The organism is Gammaproteobacteria bacterium (genome assembly GCA_016199745.1).
In the GTDB taxonomy this organism is placed as follows: Bacteria; Pseudomonadota; Gammaproteobacteria; order Acidiferrobacterales; family Sulfurifustaceae; genus JACQFZ01.
In genome coordinates, this window is record JACQFZ010000049.1 from 72,695 (window position 1) to 87,882 (window position 15,188).

At 57.7% G+C, this 15,188-nt stretch carries 13 protein-coding genes; all 13 read left to right on the plus strand.

Annotation, left to right across the window (positions count from 1 at the left end; translation table 11 throughout):
- Positions 1–166 precede the first annotated feature (166 nt).
- The 13 genes from HY308_13100 (at position 167) to HY308_13160 (ending at position 14,715) form a co-directional block, all read left to right on the plus strand.
- Positions 167–1,243, plus strand: a complete 1,077-nt coding sequence (locus HY308_13100; protein MBI3899217.1) for a porin — start codon at positions 167–169, stop codon at positions 1,241–1,243.
- 26 nt (positions 1,244–1,269) lie between these two features.
- Positions 1,270–2,253, plus strand: a complete 984-nt coding sequence (gene phnD, locus HY308_13105; GenBank protein MBI3899218.1) for a phosphate/phosphite/phosphonate ABC transporter substrate-binding protein — start codon at positions 1,270–1,272, stop codon at positions 2,251–2,253.
- A gap of 73 nt (positions 2,254–2,326) precedes the next feature.
- Positions 2,327–3,097, plus strand: a complete 771-nt coding sequence (phnC, locus tag HY308_13110; GenBank protein MBI3899219.1) for a phosphonate ABC transporter ATP-binding protein — start codon at positions 2,327–2,329, stop codon at positions 3,095–3,097.
- The gene (phnE, locus tag HY308_13115; protein ID MBI3899220.1) at positions 3,094–3,888 is read left to right on the plus strand and encodes a phosphonate ABC transporter, permease protein PhnE; all 795 of its coding nucleotides are present in this window, start codon (positions 3,094–3,096) and stop codon (positions 3,886–3,888) included. Before phnC ends, phnE (HY308_13115) begins: the two co-directional genes overlap by 4 nt.
- Positions 3,881–4,711 (plus strand): phosphonate ABC transporter, permease protein PhnE, encoded by an 831-nt coding sequence (gene phnE, locus HY308_13120; protein ID MBI3899221.1) that lies wholly within the window; start codon positions 3,881–3,883, stop codon positions 4,709–4,711. The genes phnE (HY308_13115) and phnE (HY308_13120) overlap by 8 nt, the downstream gene beginning before the upstream one ends.
- A gap of 181 nt (positions 4,712–4,892) precedes the next feature.
- A complete protein-coding gene (locus HY308_13125) occupies positions 4,893–5,534 on the plus strand; it encodes an HAD family hydrolase (protein MBI3899222.1) in 642 nt (213 codons plus the stop codon).
- Between the two features lie 17 nt (positions 5,535–5,551).
- The gene (gene glpD / locus HY308_13130) at positions 5,552–7,078 is read left to right on the plus strand and encodes a glycerol-3-phosphate dehydrogenase (GenBank protein ID MBI3899223.1); all 1,527 of its coding nucleotides are present in this window, start codon (positions 5,552–5,554) and stop codon (positions 7,076–7,078) included.
- Between the two features lie 294 nt (positions 7,079–7,372).
- Positions 7,373–8,527: a Re/Si-specific NAD(P)(+) transhydrogenase subunit alpha gene (locus HY308_13135; GenBank protein MBI3899224.1), complete on the plus strand. Its 1,155-nt coding sequence runs from the start codon at positions 7,373–7,375 to the stop codon at positions 8,525–8,527.
- Positions 8,524–8,808, plus strand: coding sequence for an NAD(P) transhydrogenase subunit alpha (locus tag HY308_13140; protein MBI3899225.1), 285 nt, complete (start codon positions 8,524–8,526; stop codon positions 8,806–8,808). Before HY308_13135 ends, HY308_13140 begins: the two co-directional genes overlap by 4 nt.
- Positions 8,809–8,888: 80 nt before the next feature.
- Positions 8,889–10,283 carry an NAD(P)(+) transhydrogenase (Re/Si-specific) subunit beta gene (locus HY308_13145; protein ID MBI3899226.1) on the plus strand — a complete coding sequence of 465 codons (1,395 nt, stop codon included), beginning with the start codon at positions 8,889–8,891 and terminating at the stop codon, positions 10,281–10,283.
- A 301-nt stretch (positions 10,284–10,584) separates the two neighbouring features.
- Entirely contained in the window at positions 10,585–11,811 is a 1,227-nt protein-coding gene (locus HY308_13150) for an SEL1-like repeat protein (GenBank protein ID MBI3899227.1), read from the plus strand.
- 314 nt (positions 11,812–12,125) lie between these two features.
- Complete coding sequence (locus HY308_13155; GenBank protein ID MBI3899228.1) at positions 12,126–12,518, plus strand: hypothetical protein; 393 nt, start codon at positions 12,126–12,128, stop codon at positions 12,516–12,518.
- Positions 12,519–13,047: 529 nt separating this feature from the next.
- Positions 13,048–14,715, plus strand: a complete 1,668-nt coding sequence (locus HY308_13160) for a hypothetical protein (GenBank protein ID MBI3899229.1) — start codon at positions 13,048–13,050, stop codon at positions 14,713–14,715.
- Positions 14,716–15,188 lie beyond the last annotated feature (473 nt).

A 15,188-nucleotide genomic window follows, 5' to 3' on the forward strand; every position in this document is an offset into this window, starting at 1 on the left:
TGCCAGAAAAGCCGGTTTTCGGCCAATGCCCGCATCGCTCGTAATTTTCTTCCGACTTAGACTCACGCACCGTTCGGGAATAGCCCGCACCAATCGGACTCAAGGAAGCAACAACGCGGAACGGAACAGTTCACACCTCGATAACAACTCGTGCAGGAGGATGGTCATGAATATGAAATTTCTGACGGCGGCAATCGGCGCCGCATTGTGCGCCAGCGGTACTTCCGTATATGCGTTCGAGGCGAAGGTGTCCGGTCAAGTCGACCGCGCGTTGATGTGGGCCGACGATAGCGTTCAGTCCGAGTTGCATCACGTCGATAACCAGATGAGTACGACCCGCTTCCGCTTCACCGGTTCGGAAGACGTGGTCCCGGAAGTGAAGGCGGGGGTGACGTTGGAATTCGAATATGTTTCCAACTCGTCGCAAGCGGTGACCCAAGGAAACAAGACCTCCGACCCAGGTTTGAAAGAGCGCATCCTCGAGGCTTACTTCAGCGGCAATTTCGGTAAAGTCTCCATCGGTCAAGGCTCCGGCGCCGCTGACAGCGGTACCGAGGTCGATCTGTCCGGCACGAACGTCGTCCAATCTGTGGCGGTTGCCGATCTCGGCGGTGCGTTGACCTTCATGACGTCGGCCGGTGCCGCCGGTCCGTCCATCTTAAGCACTATCAACCAGCAGGACTTCGAAAGCCGTTACGATCGCTTGCGCTACGATACGCCGGCCTTCGGTCCGGTGAAGTTGGCGATTAGCAACGGAACCAAGGCCGACACCATTAACGAAGCGGCCCTGACGTTCGCCTCCGAATACGGTGAAGGTGGCAAGCTGGCGGGGGCAATCGGTTATTCGAAGGAAGATACTAATCCGACGACGTCGGCAGCGTCGTTCAAAGGATCGGAAAAAACCTTCGGTGGCTCGATTTCGTGGTTAGCGCCGTTTGGTTTAAACGTGACCACCGCTTACTCCAACGTCAAGGACGAAGCGACGACACCGCGCGACTCCAAGCTGAAATACGTGAAGCTGGGTTATAAATTCGGTGATCATGCCGTGGCCGTGGACTATGCCAAGGGCGAGGACTTCGCTGCCGTCGGCGATGAGTCGACGGTTGTCGGTGTAGGTTATGTCTACCAGATCGGCAAGTGGGCGGAGTTCTACACCGGCGCTAAGGTTCACAGCCTCGACCGACCGGGCGCTAGCTTCGAAGACATCAAGATCGTCACTGTCGGTACGCGTCTGAAATTTTAATTGTTGTAGTTATTTGGAGGTCTGCCATGTCGTTCCATAAATTATTTATCGCGAGTCTGGCACTACTCATGCCGGTGCTCGGGTTCGCCGGTGCTGATTGTCCGAATCGCGGCGATCTCGACTCGCAGTACTGCGATGTCGATAAAGATTTAGTCGCAGACGCGCCGACCGAGCCGAAGCAGTTCAAGAGCCCGAACACGCTGGTGTTCACATACACGCCGGTCGAAGATCCGGCGGTGTACGAGAAGGTGTTCAAGCCGTTCACGGATTACCTCAGTCAGTGCACCGGTAAGCGCGTCGTCTTCTTCCAAGTGCAGAGCAACGCCGCCGAGATCGAAGCGATGCGCGCCGGTCGCTTGCACGTCGGCAGCTTCTCCACCGGGCCGACGGCGTTCGCGGTCAACATCGCCGGTGCTGTGCCGTTCGCGATCAAGGGCACGGAAACGGAAGGGCAGGGCTACAACCTGCTGTTGATCGTGCGCAAAGACAGCCCGTTCCAGAAGCTCACTGATCTCAAGGGCAAGAAGGTCGCGCATACGTCGCCGTCGTCGAACTCGGGACACTTGGCGCCGATGGCGTTGTTCCCGAAGGAAGGGTTGATGCCGAACAAGGACTACAAAGTGTTGTTCTCCGGCAAGCATGACCAGTCGATCCTCGGCGTGAACTCCGGCGACTACGACGCCGCCGCGGTCGCGTCCGACGTGTTCTATCGCATGGCCGGTCGTGGTGCGATCAAGGAAGACGACTTCCGCATCCTTTATAAGAGTCCGAAGTTTCCGACCGAGTCGTTCGCTTATGCGCATGATCTCGAGCCGAAGTTCCGCGACCAGATGCTGAAGTGTTTCTTCGATTTCCGTTATCCGGAAGAGATGAAGAAGGCGTTCGGCGGCGCCGATCGGTTCGTGCCGATCAGCTACCAAAAGGATTGGGAGTTGGTGCGCCACGTGGCCGAGAGCGGCGGTGAGAAATTCAACCGCGCGGCGTACGAGAAGGAAGCGGCGAAGAAATAGTACGTTATTCCCTCTCCCCGCTTGCGGGGAGAGGGAATAAGAAAGTAAAACCCTAACCCTTCGAGTTGAGCCCATGGCACACGCTCTCGAAATTCAAGGCCTGGTGAAAGAATACAAACCCGGCCACCCCATTCTCAAAGGGATCAATCTCGCCATCGACGGCGCCGGTATGACGGCCATCATCGGTCCGTCAGGCACTGGTAAATCGACGTTGATTCGCTGCATCAATCGTCTGGTCGATCCCACCGGCGGCGCAATCTGGTTTGGCACCAATGGTCAGCGTCAGGACCTAGCGCTCCTGCGCGGACGTGCGTTGCGTGCCAGTCGTCGACAGATCGGCATGGTGTTTCAGGAGTACAACCTAGTCGAGCGGTTGACGGTGATGGAGAACTTATTGACCGGCCGTCTCGGCTACTGTAGCGCCTGGAATGCCTGGCGCCGGAAATTTCCGCAGGCTGATGTCGACTACGCGTTCGATCTGCTCAATACGGTTGGTTTGAGTAACTTCGTCAATCAACGTGCCGACGCCTTGTCCGGTGGCCAGCGCCAACGTGTCGGCATCGCCCGGGCATTGATGCAGCGGCCGAAAATTTTATTGGCCGACGAGCCGACCTCGTCGCTCGATCCAAAGACGTCGGTGGAAATCATGACGCTGTTGCGCGAGCAGGGGCGGGCGCACGGTATTCCGGTAATCGTCAACATTCACGACGTCGAGTTGGCGAAGCGCTTCGCCGATCGTATCGTCGGCATGGCGAACGGCGTTGTCGTCTATGACGGTCGCGCCGAGGGTTTAACCGACACCATCTTGAAGCAAATTTACGGCGGCGAAGGTTGGCTCGCGTGAACGCCATCGTCGCCGATCGGCCAACTCAAGCATTCCGTGCCGGCGTCGGTGCGCGGCTAGCCGCATTGGCGATTTTGCTGTACGCGCTGTACGCCATCTTTCAGCTCGACTTCTCGTGGGCACGTTTCGTCACCGGTCTCGACAACGGCGCGAAATTTTTGGGACGCATGTTCCCGCCGGATGTGAGTAAGCTCGACATCTTGTGGTCCGGCATTCGCGAAAGCTTGCAGATCGCCGTGCTCGCTTCGGCCGCCGGCATCATCATTAGTCTGCCGATCGGTTTACTCGGCGCGCGCAATCTGATGCCGGCCGGCGTTACCTGGACCGCGCGTGCCTTGGTCGTGCTGTGTCGCTCGTTGCATCCAGTGATCGTCGCCATTCTGTTCGTCAAGGCGGTCGGCTTCGGTGCGCTTGCCGGTGTGCTGTCGCTGATGGTCGCCACCGTCGGCTTTATCGGCAAGCTGTTCGCCGAAGCGATCGAAGAGATCTCGGCCAAGCAAGTCGAGGCGGTGCGCGCTACCGGCGCGTCGTTCATGAACGTAATTTTATTCGGTGTGTTGCCGCAGGTGTTGCCGCGCTTCGTCGGCTTCTCGACCTACCAGCTCGATTCGAATCTGCGTAACTCGACCATGGTCGGCATTGTCGGTGCCGGCGGCGTCGGTGGTGCCTTGTTCGCCGCGTTCCAGCGGTTCGATTACGATTTCGTGTTCACCATTCTCGCGACCATCGTTGCGCTGGTGTTCATCGGCGAGGTGTTAGTGAACGCGGTAAAGAAGGTGTTCCATGTCTGAGGCTGCTGCGTCGATGAACCATTCCGCTCCGTTGAACGAACGCCTGTGGCAACGGCACACGTTGGCGCAAAAGCTGCTGCGTTTCGCCGTCTGGCTCGTGATGGCCGCCGCCATCGTGCAATCGCTGCGCACTATCGAAGTGATCCCGGAGTTTCTGTACGACGCGCCGGAACAAATGGGTGATCTGCTACAGCGCATGTGGCCGATCGATTGGGCTTATTACGCCGATGGTGTGCACGCCGCGTTGGTGGAAACCTTGCACATCGCTAGTCTCGGCACGTTGCTGTCGATGCTGTTGGCAGTACCGTTCGGTCTTTTGGTCGCGAGCAACTTGACGCGTCACCGCATGCTGAACGCGGTCGCGCGCCTGGTGTTGGTGTCGACGCGCTCGGTCAATTCGTTGATTTGGGCGTTGCTGTTCGTCGCCGTCTTCGGCCCCGGGCCGCTTGCCGGCACACTCGCCATCGCCTTTCGTTCGATCGGTTTCGTCGGCAAGTTGATGGGCGAAGCGATCGAACAAACGCCGCGCGGCCCGATCGAGGCGTTGGAAGCAACCGGTGCTGGTAAGGGCGCGCAAATTTGGTACGGTTACTGGCCGCAGATCAAGCCGGCGTTTTGGTCGATCGTGCTGCTGCGCTGGGACATCAATGTGCGCGAATCGGCGGTACTCGGTTTGGTCGGCGCCGGCGGAATCGGCATGGCGCTCGACACGGCGTTGAATTTATTTCAGTGGCAGCGAGTGGCGATGGTATTGGTGGCGATCTTCGCGGTGGTTGTTATCGCCGAAGTTGTCGTGACGCAGGTGCGTAAACGGGTTCTGTAGTTTTAATTGAGGAGGTCCTTTGCCTACGAACCTCGGTGGTCGTTTGTAGGTTCCCTCCTCTTCAAGGGGAGGGGCAGGGTGGGGATGGGTTTCGATGTAGCTCATAAACCCGCCCCAACCCTCCCCTGAGGGGGAGGGAGCGGACAGAAAGTGAATTGTTCTACGTCAGTGAAATTATTTTATGACCAACTTCGATCTAATCGTTTTCGATTGCGACGGCGTATTAGTGGACAGCGAGCCCATCACCCAGGGCGTATTGGCTGCCATGTTGAACGAGCTCGGCTGGCGCATCAGCCTCGAACAAACGATCGAACGATTCGTCGGCCGTCTAGTGCGCGACGAGCTCGGCAACATTGAACGTCAAATCGGCCGGCCGTTACCGGCCGATTTCTTGGAATCGTTCGTCGCCCGCCGCAACGCCGCGCTCGATGTGCGAGTGCAACCGGTCGCCGGCATCCACGACGTGTTGGCGACGCTCGACCTGCCGTTTTGCGTAGCGTCCGGCGCCGACCGTGTGAAGACCGAGCTATCCTTGAAGCGTGCCGGTCTGTTCCCGTTATTCGATGGCCGCGTGTTTTGCGGTACCGAAGTGCCGCGTACCAAGCCGGCGCCGGATATTTATTTTCAAGCCGCGCGCGTCATGGGTTGCGCGCCCGAGCGTTGCGCCGTCGTTGAGGACACCGCTACCGGCGTGGCCGCCGGTGTTTCCGCCGGTATGACGGTGTTCGGTTACGCCGCTGCCAATTCATCGCAACCGTTGCTGGACGCCGGTGCGGTCGTCACGTTTTCGGATATGCGGCAATTGCCGCGATTGTTGCAATAACGATGACGCAAAACCCAATGCCCGAATCCACACGAACCGACTACGACCTTATCGTCATCGGCGGCGGTATCAATGGCGTCGGCATCGCTCGCGACGCGCAAGGCCGCGGCCTGCGTGTCATGTTGGTAGAGCAGGACGATCTCGGGCGGCACACGTCGTCCGCCAGCAGCAAGATGATCCACGGTGGTCTGCGTTATTTGGAGTACTACGAATTCCGTCTCGTGCGTAAGGCGTTGCAAGAACGCGAAGTGTTATTGCGGGCGGCGCCGCACATCATTTGGCCGCAGCGCTTCGTCGTGCCGCACGATCGCTCGATGCGACCGTCGTTCCTGATTCGCATCGGCCTGTTTCTGTATGACCACCTGGCCAAGCGTGAATTGTTGCCGGGCTCGCAAGGCGTGCGACTCGACCGCCATCCGGCCGGTCAGTTGTTGCGCGTCAATAGCGGCAAGGCGTTCGTTTATTCGGATGCCTGTGTCGACGATGCCCGGCTGGTCGTGCTGAATGCGTTGGATGCGCATGAACGTGGCGCCGTGGTGCGCACGCGTACGCGCTGCATCGGCGCCAAGCGCAGTGACGATTGCTGGCAGGTGCGCTTACAAGATCGACGCAGCGGCACCGAAAGTAGCGTCTCGGCACGTGCATTGGTCAATGCCGCTGGGCCGTGGGTGGGTAGCTTGTTGACGCAGCAGCTACGAGTGCCGGCGGCGCATCGGCTTCGGCTGATAAAAGGCAGTCACATCATTGTCCGCAAGTTGTTCGATCATCCGTATATCTACGTTCTGCAAAATCCGGATCGACGCATCACGTTCGTTATTCCCTATGAGCGCGACTTCACCTTGATCGGCACGACCGATGTCGACTATCAAGGCGATCCGGCCGATGTCGCGATCAGTGCCGACGAAATTCGTTATCTGTGCACCGAGCTCAACCGCCACTTTAATAAGACTATCGGCCCGGCCGATGTCGTACGCGCTTATGCCGGTGTACGTCCGTTGTTGGACGACGCCGCCGCCGACGCCGCGAGTGTGACGCGCGATTATTGGTTGGAGCTCGATACCCAAGGCGCGCCGGTGTTGTCGGTGTTCGGCGGTAAGATCACGACTTACCGGCGCTTGGCGGAAGAAGCGCTCGCCAAATTGTTGCCGGTGCTCGGTCAGCAGGCGCGCGATTGGACCGCCGGCGTGCCGTTGCCCGGCGGCGATATTGCACATGCCGATTTCGATCGGTTTTTGGCCGACGTCGGTGCGCGCTACCCGTGGTTACCGGAAGCGTTGCGCTATCGATTGGCGCGCGCTTACGGCACTCGGCTGGATCGAGTGTTACGCAAGGCGCGCTCGGTGCATGAGCTCGGACCGGAAGTTGCGCCGGGTTTGTACGAAGCGGAACTGATTTATCTGCGCGATGTTGAATGGGCGTGCGACGCCGATGATGTGCTCTGGCGCCGCAGTAAGCTCGGCCTGCATCTGCCGCAGGCGCATAGCGCGGTTAGCGCCTGGTGGGCGCGCGTCGAGGCTAACACCCTCCTAGCCGACTCGCTTTAGATCAAATAAATGTAGGGTGCGCCTTGCGCACCGTTTTCTGTCGATCGGTGCGCAGGGCGCACCCTACATTTAATAAACGAATTAATGAACCGGGACACTAGGCAGGCTTCGCTGACAAAGTCCTGGCGCAATTGTCATACACGCGTCATCAATCTCGTTATGTGAATTCAAAGCCATTACCTCACTTGCCAGTAAGATTGCATCGCACCCGTGGTAAATCCGATTCACCGCTGGCAGACTTAGCGTCGCTTTGCCGCCGGGCCGTCAGTCCGGCATCAGCCAGGAGAGAACCAGATGCGGGTAGGTGTTCCTAGTGAGACCGCCGCGGGCGAGGCGCGCGTTGCCGCGACGCCGGAGACCGTACGCAAGCTGCGGACGGCGGGTATAGAAGTGGCAGTCGCGCATGACGCCGGCAAGCAGGCCTTTATTAACGACGAGGCTTATCGCAGCGCCGGCGCCGAGATCGTCACGCAGGCAGCGGCATTCGCTGCTGACATCGTTTGTAAAGTCCAAAAACCTTCGTTCGACGAGATTCGCCAGCTAAAGCGCGGCGCCGTGCTCATTGCCCTGCTCGATCCGTTTGTCGACGACGGCACATTCGATGCGCTGGCGCAGCAAGGAATCGATACCTTCGCATTGGAGTCGATCCCGCGTATCTCGCGTGCGCAATCGATGGACGTGTTGTCGTCGCAGGCGAACATCGCCGGTTATCGCGCGGTGCTCGAAGCGACAACGCTCTACGGCCGTTTCTTTCCGATGATGATGACGTCGGCCGGCTCGGCCAAACCGGCGCGCGTAGTCGTGCTCGGCGCCGGTGTCGCCGGCTTGCAGGCGATCGCGACCGCGCGCCGCCTCGGTGGGCAAGTGTGGTCGTACGACGTGCGCCCGGAAGTGAAAGAACAAATCCTGTCGCTCGGCGCCAAGTTCATCGAGTTCGATCTCGGCGAATCCGGTGCCGGCAGCGGCGGCTACGCCAAGCAGCTGTCGGAAGACGCGCAGAAGCGCCAGCAGCAACTGCTGACCGAAGAGCTGAAGAAAGCCGACATCATTATCTCCACTGCGCAAATCCCCGGCCGGCCGGCGCCGGTGCTGATCACCGAAGACGCCGTCAAAGGCATGCGCGACGGTGCGGTGATCGTCGATCTTGCCGCCGGCAGCGGCGGTAATTGCCCGTTGACCGAAGCCGACAAGGTCGTGATCAAGCATGGCGTCGTGCTCTGCGGCATCACTAACTTTCCATCGCGCATGCCGACCGACGCCAGCAGTTTCTTCGCACGCAACGTCTACAACTTTTTGCAGCTCGCGATCGAACAGCACGACAAGCTATGGCGCTGCAAGGTGGACTACTTGGCGGACGAAATTACGGCGAAGACGTTAATGACTCACCAAGGTCAAGTGAAGGCGGAGACCTCGAAGATGACGAAGCAGCGGGCAGGAGCGCAATCATGAGCGGAGCGATCGTCGCGCTGTACGTATTCGTGTTGGCGTGCTTTATCGGTTACTACGTTATCTGGGGCGTCACGCCGTCGTTGCACACACCGCTGATATCGCTAACCAACGCGATCTCCGGCATCGTCATCGTCGGCGCCATTTTGGTATCCGGCGCCGCTGAAGACAGCATTCCGATTCAAGTCATCGGCTTCGTCGCTGTGTTGTTGGCATCGATCAATATCTTCGGTGGCTTCGCGGTAACGCAGCGCATGCTCGCCATGTTCAAAAAGAAAAAGTAGGGCGCGCGAAACTTCCATACAAACGTCCCCTCTCCCCTTTGGGGAGAGGGGGTTAAGGAAAGAATGAACCGGAGAACGTAATGACTCTCACCACCGACACGCTTGCGTTGACCTATCTTGTTGCCGCCGCGCTTTTTATCTTCGGACTCAAGGGACTGACCCATCCTTCATCAGCCCGTAGCGGTAACTGGTACGCCATCGCCGGCATGGTAATCGCCGTGGTCGCGACGCTGCTGAACCCGGAGGTGAAGAACTACACCTGGATCGTCGTTGGCGTGCTCGGCGGCGCCATCATCGGTACCACGCTCGCGCTGAAGATAAAGATGACGGCGATGCCGCAGCTGGTGGCACTGTTGCACAGCTTCGTCGGTCTATGCGCGACGCTCGTTGCCATCGGCACTTATCTAACGCATGCGCGTAACGGCGAGCTGTCGAAAGTTTTGATGAGCGAAATTTTCGTCGGTGCCTTTATCGGCGCCATCACCTTCACCGGCTCGTTGATGGCCTTCGGCAAGCTGCAGGCACTGTTGCCGAGTAATCCGGTAGTGTTCCGCGGCCAACACCTGCTCAATCTCGCGATCGCGCTAGTGATGTTCGGCCTCGGCGTTGATTTCGTCGCTCATCATCACTTTGTTTCGCTGATCGCGCTGTGCCTGGTCGCTGCCGTACTCGGCGTTACGCTGATCCTGCCCATCGGCGGCGCCGACATGCCGGTCGTGATCTCAATGCTGAACTCGTATTCCGGTTGGGCCGCCGCCGCCACCGGCTTCACGCTCAGCAACCATTTGCTGATCGTCACCGGCGCACTCGTCGGTTTCTCTGGCGCGATCCTGTCGTACATCATGTCGAAAGCGATGAACCGTTCGATTATCTCGATCGTCCTCGGTGGTTTCGGCGGCGACACCGGCGGTGAAAGCGTCGCTGCCTCGGCCGCCGGCAAAGGCGTAAAGACCGCCGCCGTCGAAGACGCCGTGTTCCTGATGGCCAATGCGTCCAAGGTCTTAGTCGTGCCCGGCTACGGCATGGCCGTCGCCCAAGCACAGCACGCGCTTAAAGAAGTGATGGAAATCCTGATAGAGAAGGGCGTCGAAGTGAAATTCGCCATCCATCCGGTCGCCGGCCGCATGCCCGGCCACATGAACGTGCTGCTCGCCGAAGCCGACGTCTCTTATGACCACGTGTTCGAAATGGAAGAGATCAACCCCGAGTTCACCACCGCCGACGTCGCCCTCGTCGTCGGCGCCAACGACGTCACCAACCCCGCCGCCAAAACCGACAAGTCGAGCCCGATCTACGGCATGCCAATCCTCGAAGTCGCCCGCGCCAAGCACATCCTGTTCGTCAACCGCTCGATGAAGCCGGGCTACGCCGGCGTCGACAATCTGTTGTTCTACCAGGACAACTGTTCGTTGGTGTTCGGCGATGCAAAGGAAGTGTGCGAAAAATTGGCGGCGGAATTGCGGTCGGCGGCATAAAAAGTATCAACGTCAGACAGGCAGAAGCTGGTCGTCCAGGCGGCTCTGGCGCTAGATGTAAATCTGCCTTGCCCACATACCCACCGCGGGTTAGAGTGGCGACTGGGAGCGGCGTTTAAATAACAAAAAAGACTACGCCGTGACGAACAATTAAAGGATGTGATGACGCATCACCCTTGCGGTGAATGCGTCAGTGTTTTCCTCCCGGTAGAAACCAAAGTGCGCCAACACACGCAGCGGTTTTCATGCGCGTTGATGTTTGCTGTGCACGCAATTCAACTCAAGTTCGTGAGGTACCTGTGTGAGCGTTATTACGAGCATCCGTGCTGGTTTGTCAGCAGCAATGCTAACGGCGTTGTTGATGGCGCCCGGTTTTTCGTTTGCTGCCGAATCGGGCGATTGCAACGCCGTCCAAGTTTCAGAAGCTGACGGCAAAACATGCGAGCCGATTGCTGATGACGTACTCCCCCGCGGTCTAGCGGTAACGTCGAAAAACATTTCCGATCTGCTTCAAGTCGCCTGGGAAAGCATTTGGCTACAGAACGGCTATCCGGCCTATAGCTACAAGTGGCAGGAAGACATCCGGGTTTATTTTTATGGATACTCGGTGGATTACTATCGCCCACGTGCCTTGCATCATTTGCAGCATGTCGCCGATGTTGCCGGTATTCGTGTCGTTGAGGTAGATGCCAGCGAAAAGGCGAATGTGCAGGTCGAATTCCGCAACGGTGTGGGTCGGCAGTACTTCGACCAGCACGCTTGTGCCACCTCGGGTGGCAAACTGCAGCAACAATATATCGTCGGCGCCAAAATAGAGCTGTACGCCAACTTAGTCGATTACTGCATGCAGCACGAGGCAATGCATCTGCTTGGAATTAACGGGCACCCCTATTTCAAGACCGTGTTGAGCTACTACTACAACGGCCAGGAGTTGACCGAATTAGACGAGTATTTGTTGCGGGTGCGGTATTCGTCGAAGTTGGCGACGGGCGCTTATCCTTTTGCGGCGATGCGCGTTCATGCTGACTACCTGCTCGCCGCAGTTCCGGCGGGGGAAGAAAAATTGGCGGCCGAGAAAGCAGTGAATGTTTTTTTTGCCGACATCATCAAGCAAATGGAATCGTTCGCGTTGGCTAACGGATCCGCACCAAAAGTTCTGTATCGGTCATCGAAGACCACGGCTAATGGTCTGTGGTGGGGTCGAACCCAGATGGCCTACTATCTCGGCACCGCTTATCTGGACGGCGATCTTGTCGATATCGACCAGGCGAAGGGGCTCGATTTCATCCATAAAGCGGCGAATCGAGGTGCCTCTGAGGCGCAATATTATTTGGGAACCTTCTATTCCAGCGATGAAAATGGCAATCGCGATTTAGCGGAGGCCTTTAAATGGTACACACTGGCGTCGGAAAGTGGTTTGATTTCAGCAAAGAAGACTGTTGAAGTTTTAGCTATGACGTTAACGCCGGACGTGTTGGCAGACGGCAAGAACCGGCGGGCGAAGTGGGTTCGGAGTACGAGTAATTAGTCGTTGTGGCTAAACTAAAAACGGCCTGAAAGCGTTAGGGAAATTAAAAGCGCTAGGCTCAAATATTTCCAACTGCCGGCAGCGTTCGCTTGGACGAGGATTGAGATTGAGCGGATTGGCTCACAAAAAATTACAAAGTGACGGTTTTCAGAACAAGAAAAGCTGTGGGCACGGATATTGCAAAATGGGAGGGGCTGGTTGCAGAGGGTTCTTAAAATGAACTTGCAACCGCTACCTCCGTCCCACCATGGATTAAGAAGAAAGTCATATATCCGACTCAAAATAAACCGTCCCAACTCTGATCGAACAACACTATGCGCATTGTCCATTGGCAAACGTCTATTACTGCAGATCGGCCCAGAGCACTCGATCGTCGCTACCTGAATATCGGTAAAGATGGGTTAAAGCTGAAGGTCGAAGAAGAATCCGGAGCGACATGGATTCTCGAATTCAAATCCATTCAAGCGTGGAAATTTACGTCGACGGAATGTGCAGCGACTATCGTTGCAGCGCTGCCTGCTCACGGAGCGTTATTTGTCGTGGAGCAATCGTCCTGGGTGGCTGAGTTAGGCGAGAGCGATGTTTTGAAAAAAGCGAAACACTTTGTCATTGGTTGTCGCGACGGAATTTTGGAAGTTCTGGCTTGGGAGTGCCGGATCACGTCGGGTGTAAATGAGCTGGTGGATGAATGGACCGCCGTTGGTTGACTGAGAGGGGCGACAGCAAGACATTTCATTGTCGCTAGAGCGATACAAAAATATAAAGCCGGCGGACATCAAGCCCGGTGCTGCAAGAGATTCCTTTTATACCGACGCTGTAGCGTCGTGTCTCGCTCCTTCGCCCACGAACTTATCCAGAAGGTTATCCTTGCGTCTCCCTTTCCCCTTGCGGGAGGTGAGGCGGAGTTTTCGCGGACACACTTAACGTGTGTTTGTATAACCACCCCTCTCCCTCCGGCCCCTCTCCCGCAAGGGGAGAGGGGGGTGGCTTTGCGCCAGGTGTCGCCGGGACCATAAACAGTTCAGCCATTTTTGGCCGCTCAATCAATCCCGGGGCTTTCGTCATTGCACCGCGCTAGCGCGAACTATACTTAATCCCACGTAATTCCCAAGCTCATTAACCTATAGGCAGTACGTGCTGTGACGGTTGGGAATATGTTGGGACCTCATCGCCGTTCCGACGGTTATGGAAAAAGGCGGATGAGGAAAGGACAACTCACAGAAGGGACTCGTCACAATGACGCTCAAGTTTGCAGTACCCAGCATTATTCTCGTCGCCGTTCTAACGGCCTGTAATCATCACAGTTCCAGTGGCTCCTCGACAGCCAGTACCGGCTTCCCCGCCGGCGTGAGTGTTGCTTCGCCATTGGCGTCGGGGTCGTCGTCCAGTGTCGCCCGTTTGGACGGGTGGCAGCAGATGCGTTGGCCGGAGAAAACGCAGCTCGCTTGGCGTTTGCTGCGCCAAGGAGAATGGCGCGCATTAGCGCATGCGATGCCCAACGATATGTTCATCGCCGATACCTATGCGGCCGCCGGTGATCCCAGCGAGCATGAAGCGTTCGTCACCTTGCTCGACGATATTTTGTCCGGTGACGTAGCGCTGGCGACGGCATTGAATTCGGCTTACTTGTTCGAGTCCGACGGCGGAAATGCCAACTGCTACGGCCCGACGATGAATTACGTTGACCATCCGCAGGCAGGCACGCCTAACAGCGGTCAGTTGCCGAGCGGCGATTTGGGTATTTGGGCCGAAACCGTCACCAGCGATACCACGGCCTGCGCCGCCGAGCAGCTCAATCTAAAGATGCGCGGCGCCAAGCGCCGTATTCATACGAGCTTATTGATACTGGCGGGGATGCGGCGAGTGGCGTTTGCCAATAGCCTGACGCCGGCGGCCGGTGCATCTGCCAATCTGTTGACGCCGATGAATGCGTTGGGGTTGAGCGGGATCAGCTTCACCACCGCGACACTCGCGCGCAGCACGGACGGCGGCACCTGGACTTATACGTTGGCGCTCGACGTAACGGTAACGACGCCGATCGCCGGCACGTTCCCGGTGACGTTGTCGTTGTCGAACACCGAAACCAGCACCGGCGTTTACAGCGGCACGTTGCAGTTCACGGCCGAAGGCACGAACGACGCCGGTAACTGCCAAGGGGTGTCGCCAAAGCCGGTGACGGCGGCGAGCACCGTGAAGTACGAGCGTTCGAGCACGGAGATGACGATCTCTCAGCGCATCGGCAACTTCTGCGGAGTCGCCAGCAACTTGCCGAGCGATGTGTACGATGCGGACAACGAGTTAAACCCTGCCGCCAAATATAGTTTGGGCACCGGCAAGGGCTGGGCCGATAATTTTTCGCGCTTCGCCGCTAGTTTCGATCCAGCGACGCTCGATGGCAATTTCGCTTTCGCCTGGCAGGCGGGCTATCTAGACGGTAACACGCGGATGTTCAACGTCTGGACCGATACGGTATCGGGCGTGCGTGTCGGCGAGGCGTACTTCGGTTTCGGCGATGACATCGAAACGAGCGACGGTTCGATTAAAGGAATGATCTGTAATTGGGCCGGTCCCGGGAGCAGCCATAGCTATTCGGCCTATGCACAGCGGCAATCGTTGACGTTCGACGCGACCGCCAGCAAATGGTTAGTCGGCGCCAGCTCGTCGGACATTCGTTATGCGCCGACGACGACATGCGAGTACACCAATGCAACGCACGGTGGCGGCGCGACTTTTTGGTACGATCGCAATTTAACCGGCGCCAATTCCGGATTGTCGACACAAGCGAATTTGATCGCCGATGCGACCGACGTTACTTTTCCGTTGGATTTGATGGGGCAGGGCGCGTCGGCGACGATCACGGCGGCGATTACGGCACGTGGGTTTACGTTGCCGTCGAATTTCTGAGTCGCGGATAATGCGTCGAACGCGATAATACCCACACCCTAACTATTCCCGCCTGGGGCGCGCGAATGTCAGCGCGCCCGTTCGGCGGCGTGAGTGTCCACTGGACACTCACGAAAACCCCACCTCACCCCCCGCAACAGCGGGGAGGGGATTTTCGTACACCTGCTGAGAGAGTTTTATCGGGTCAACGGCAGCACGTCGAGCGTACAGCCGTTGGCATCGCAGCGCAGTACGCTGCCTTGTTCGTACCAATCCCCAAGAACGATACGGCGCGCGGGTGCGTCGTCGATGTCGAGCGTGTGTACAGCGGGACAAAAAAGGGAGACAAAAAAGGGACGCTACCCAATGGCACTGCTTTAAGCAAATCACTTTATCCATCGGGAAGATAGGAAGAGGGCTGAAACCTCCTCGCGCTATCCTACGGTTGTCGAGTCCGTACAACGATAACCAAAGAGGATCAGCCCCGATGCAGT

Excerpts from the sequence above, each read along its gene's own strand:
- HY308_13125 (MBI3899222.1), top strand. The coding sequence starts at position 4,893 with ATGACCAACTTCGATCTAATCGTTTTCGATTGCGACGGCGTATTAGTG.
- HY308_13135 (MBI3899224.1), top strand. The coding sequence starts at position 7,373 with ATGCGGGTAGGTGTTCCTAGTGAGACCGCCGCGGGCGAGGCGCGCGTT.
- HY308_13140 (MBI3899225.1), top strand. The coding sequence starts at position 8,524 with ATGAGCGGAGCGATCGTCGCGCTGTACGTATTCGTGTTGGCGTGCTTT.
- HY308_13100 (MBI3899217.1), top strand. The coding sequence starts at position 167 with ATGAATATGAAATTTCTGACGGCGGCAATCGGCGCCGCATTGTGCGCC.
- HY308_13155 (MBI3899228.1), top strand. The coding sequence starts at position 12,126 with ATGCGCATTGTCCATTGGCAAACGTCTATTACTGCAGATCGGCCCAGA.
- HY308_13145 (MBI3899226.1), top strand. The coding sequence starts at position 8,889 with ATGACTCTCACCACCGACACGCTTGCGTTGACCTATCTTGTTGCCGCC.
- phnC (MBI3899219.1), top strand. The coding sequence starts at position 2,327 with ATGGCACACGCTCTCGAAATTCAAGGCCTGGTGAAAGAATACAAACCC.
- glpD (MBI3899223.1), top strand. The coding sequence starts at position 5,552 with ATGCCCGAATCCACACGAACCGACTACGACCTTATCGTCATCGGCGGC.
- HY308_13160 (MBI3899229.1), top strand. The coding sequence starts at position 13,048 with ATGACGCTCAAGTTTGCAGTACCCAGCATTATTCTCGTCGCCGTTCTA.
- phnD (MBI3899218.1), top strand. The coding sequence starts at position 1,270 with ATGTCGTTCCATAAATTATTTATCGCGAGTCTGGCACTACTCATGCCG.
- phnE (MBI3899221.1), top strand. The coding sequence starts at position 3,881 with ATGTCTGAGGCTGCTGCGTCGATGAACCATTCCGCTCCGTTGAACGAA.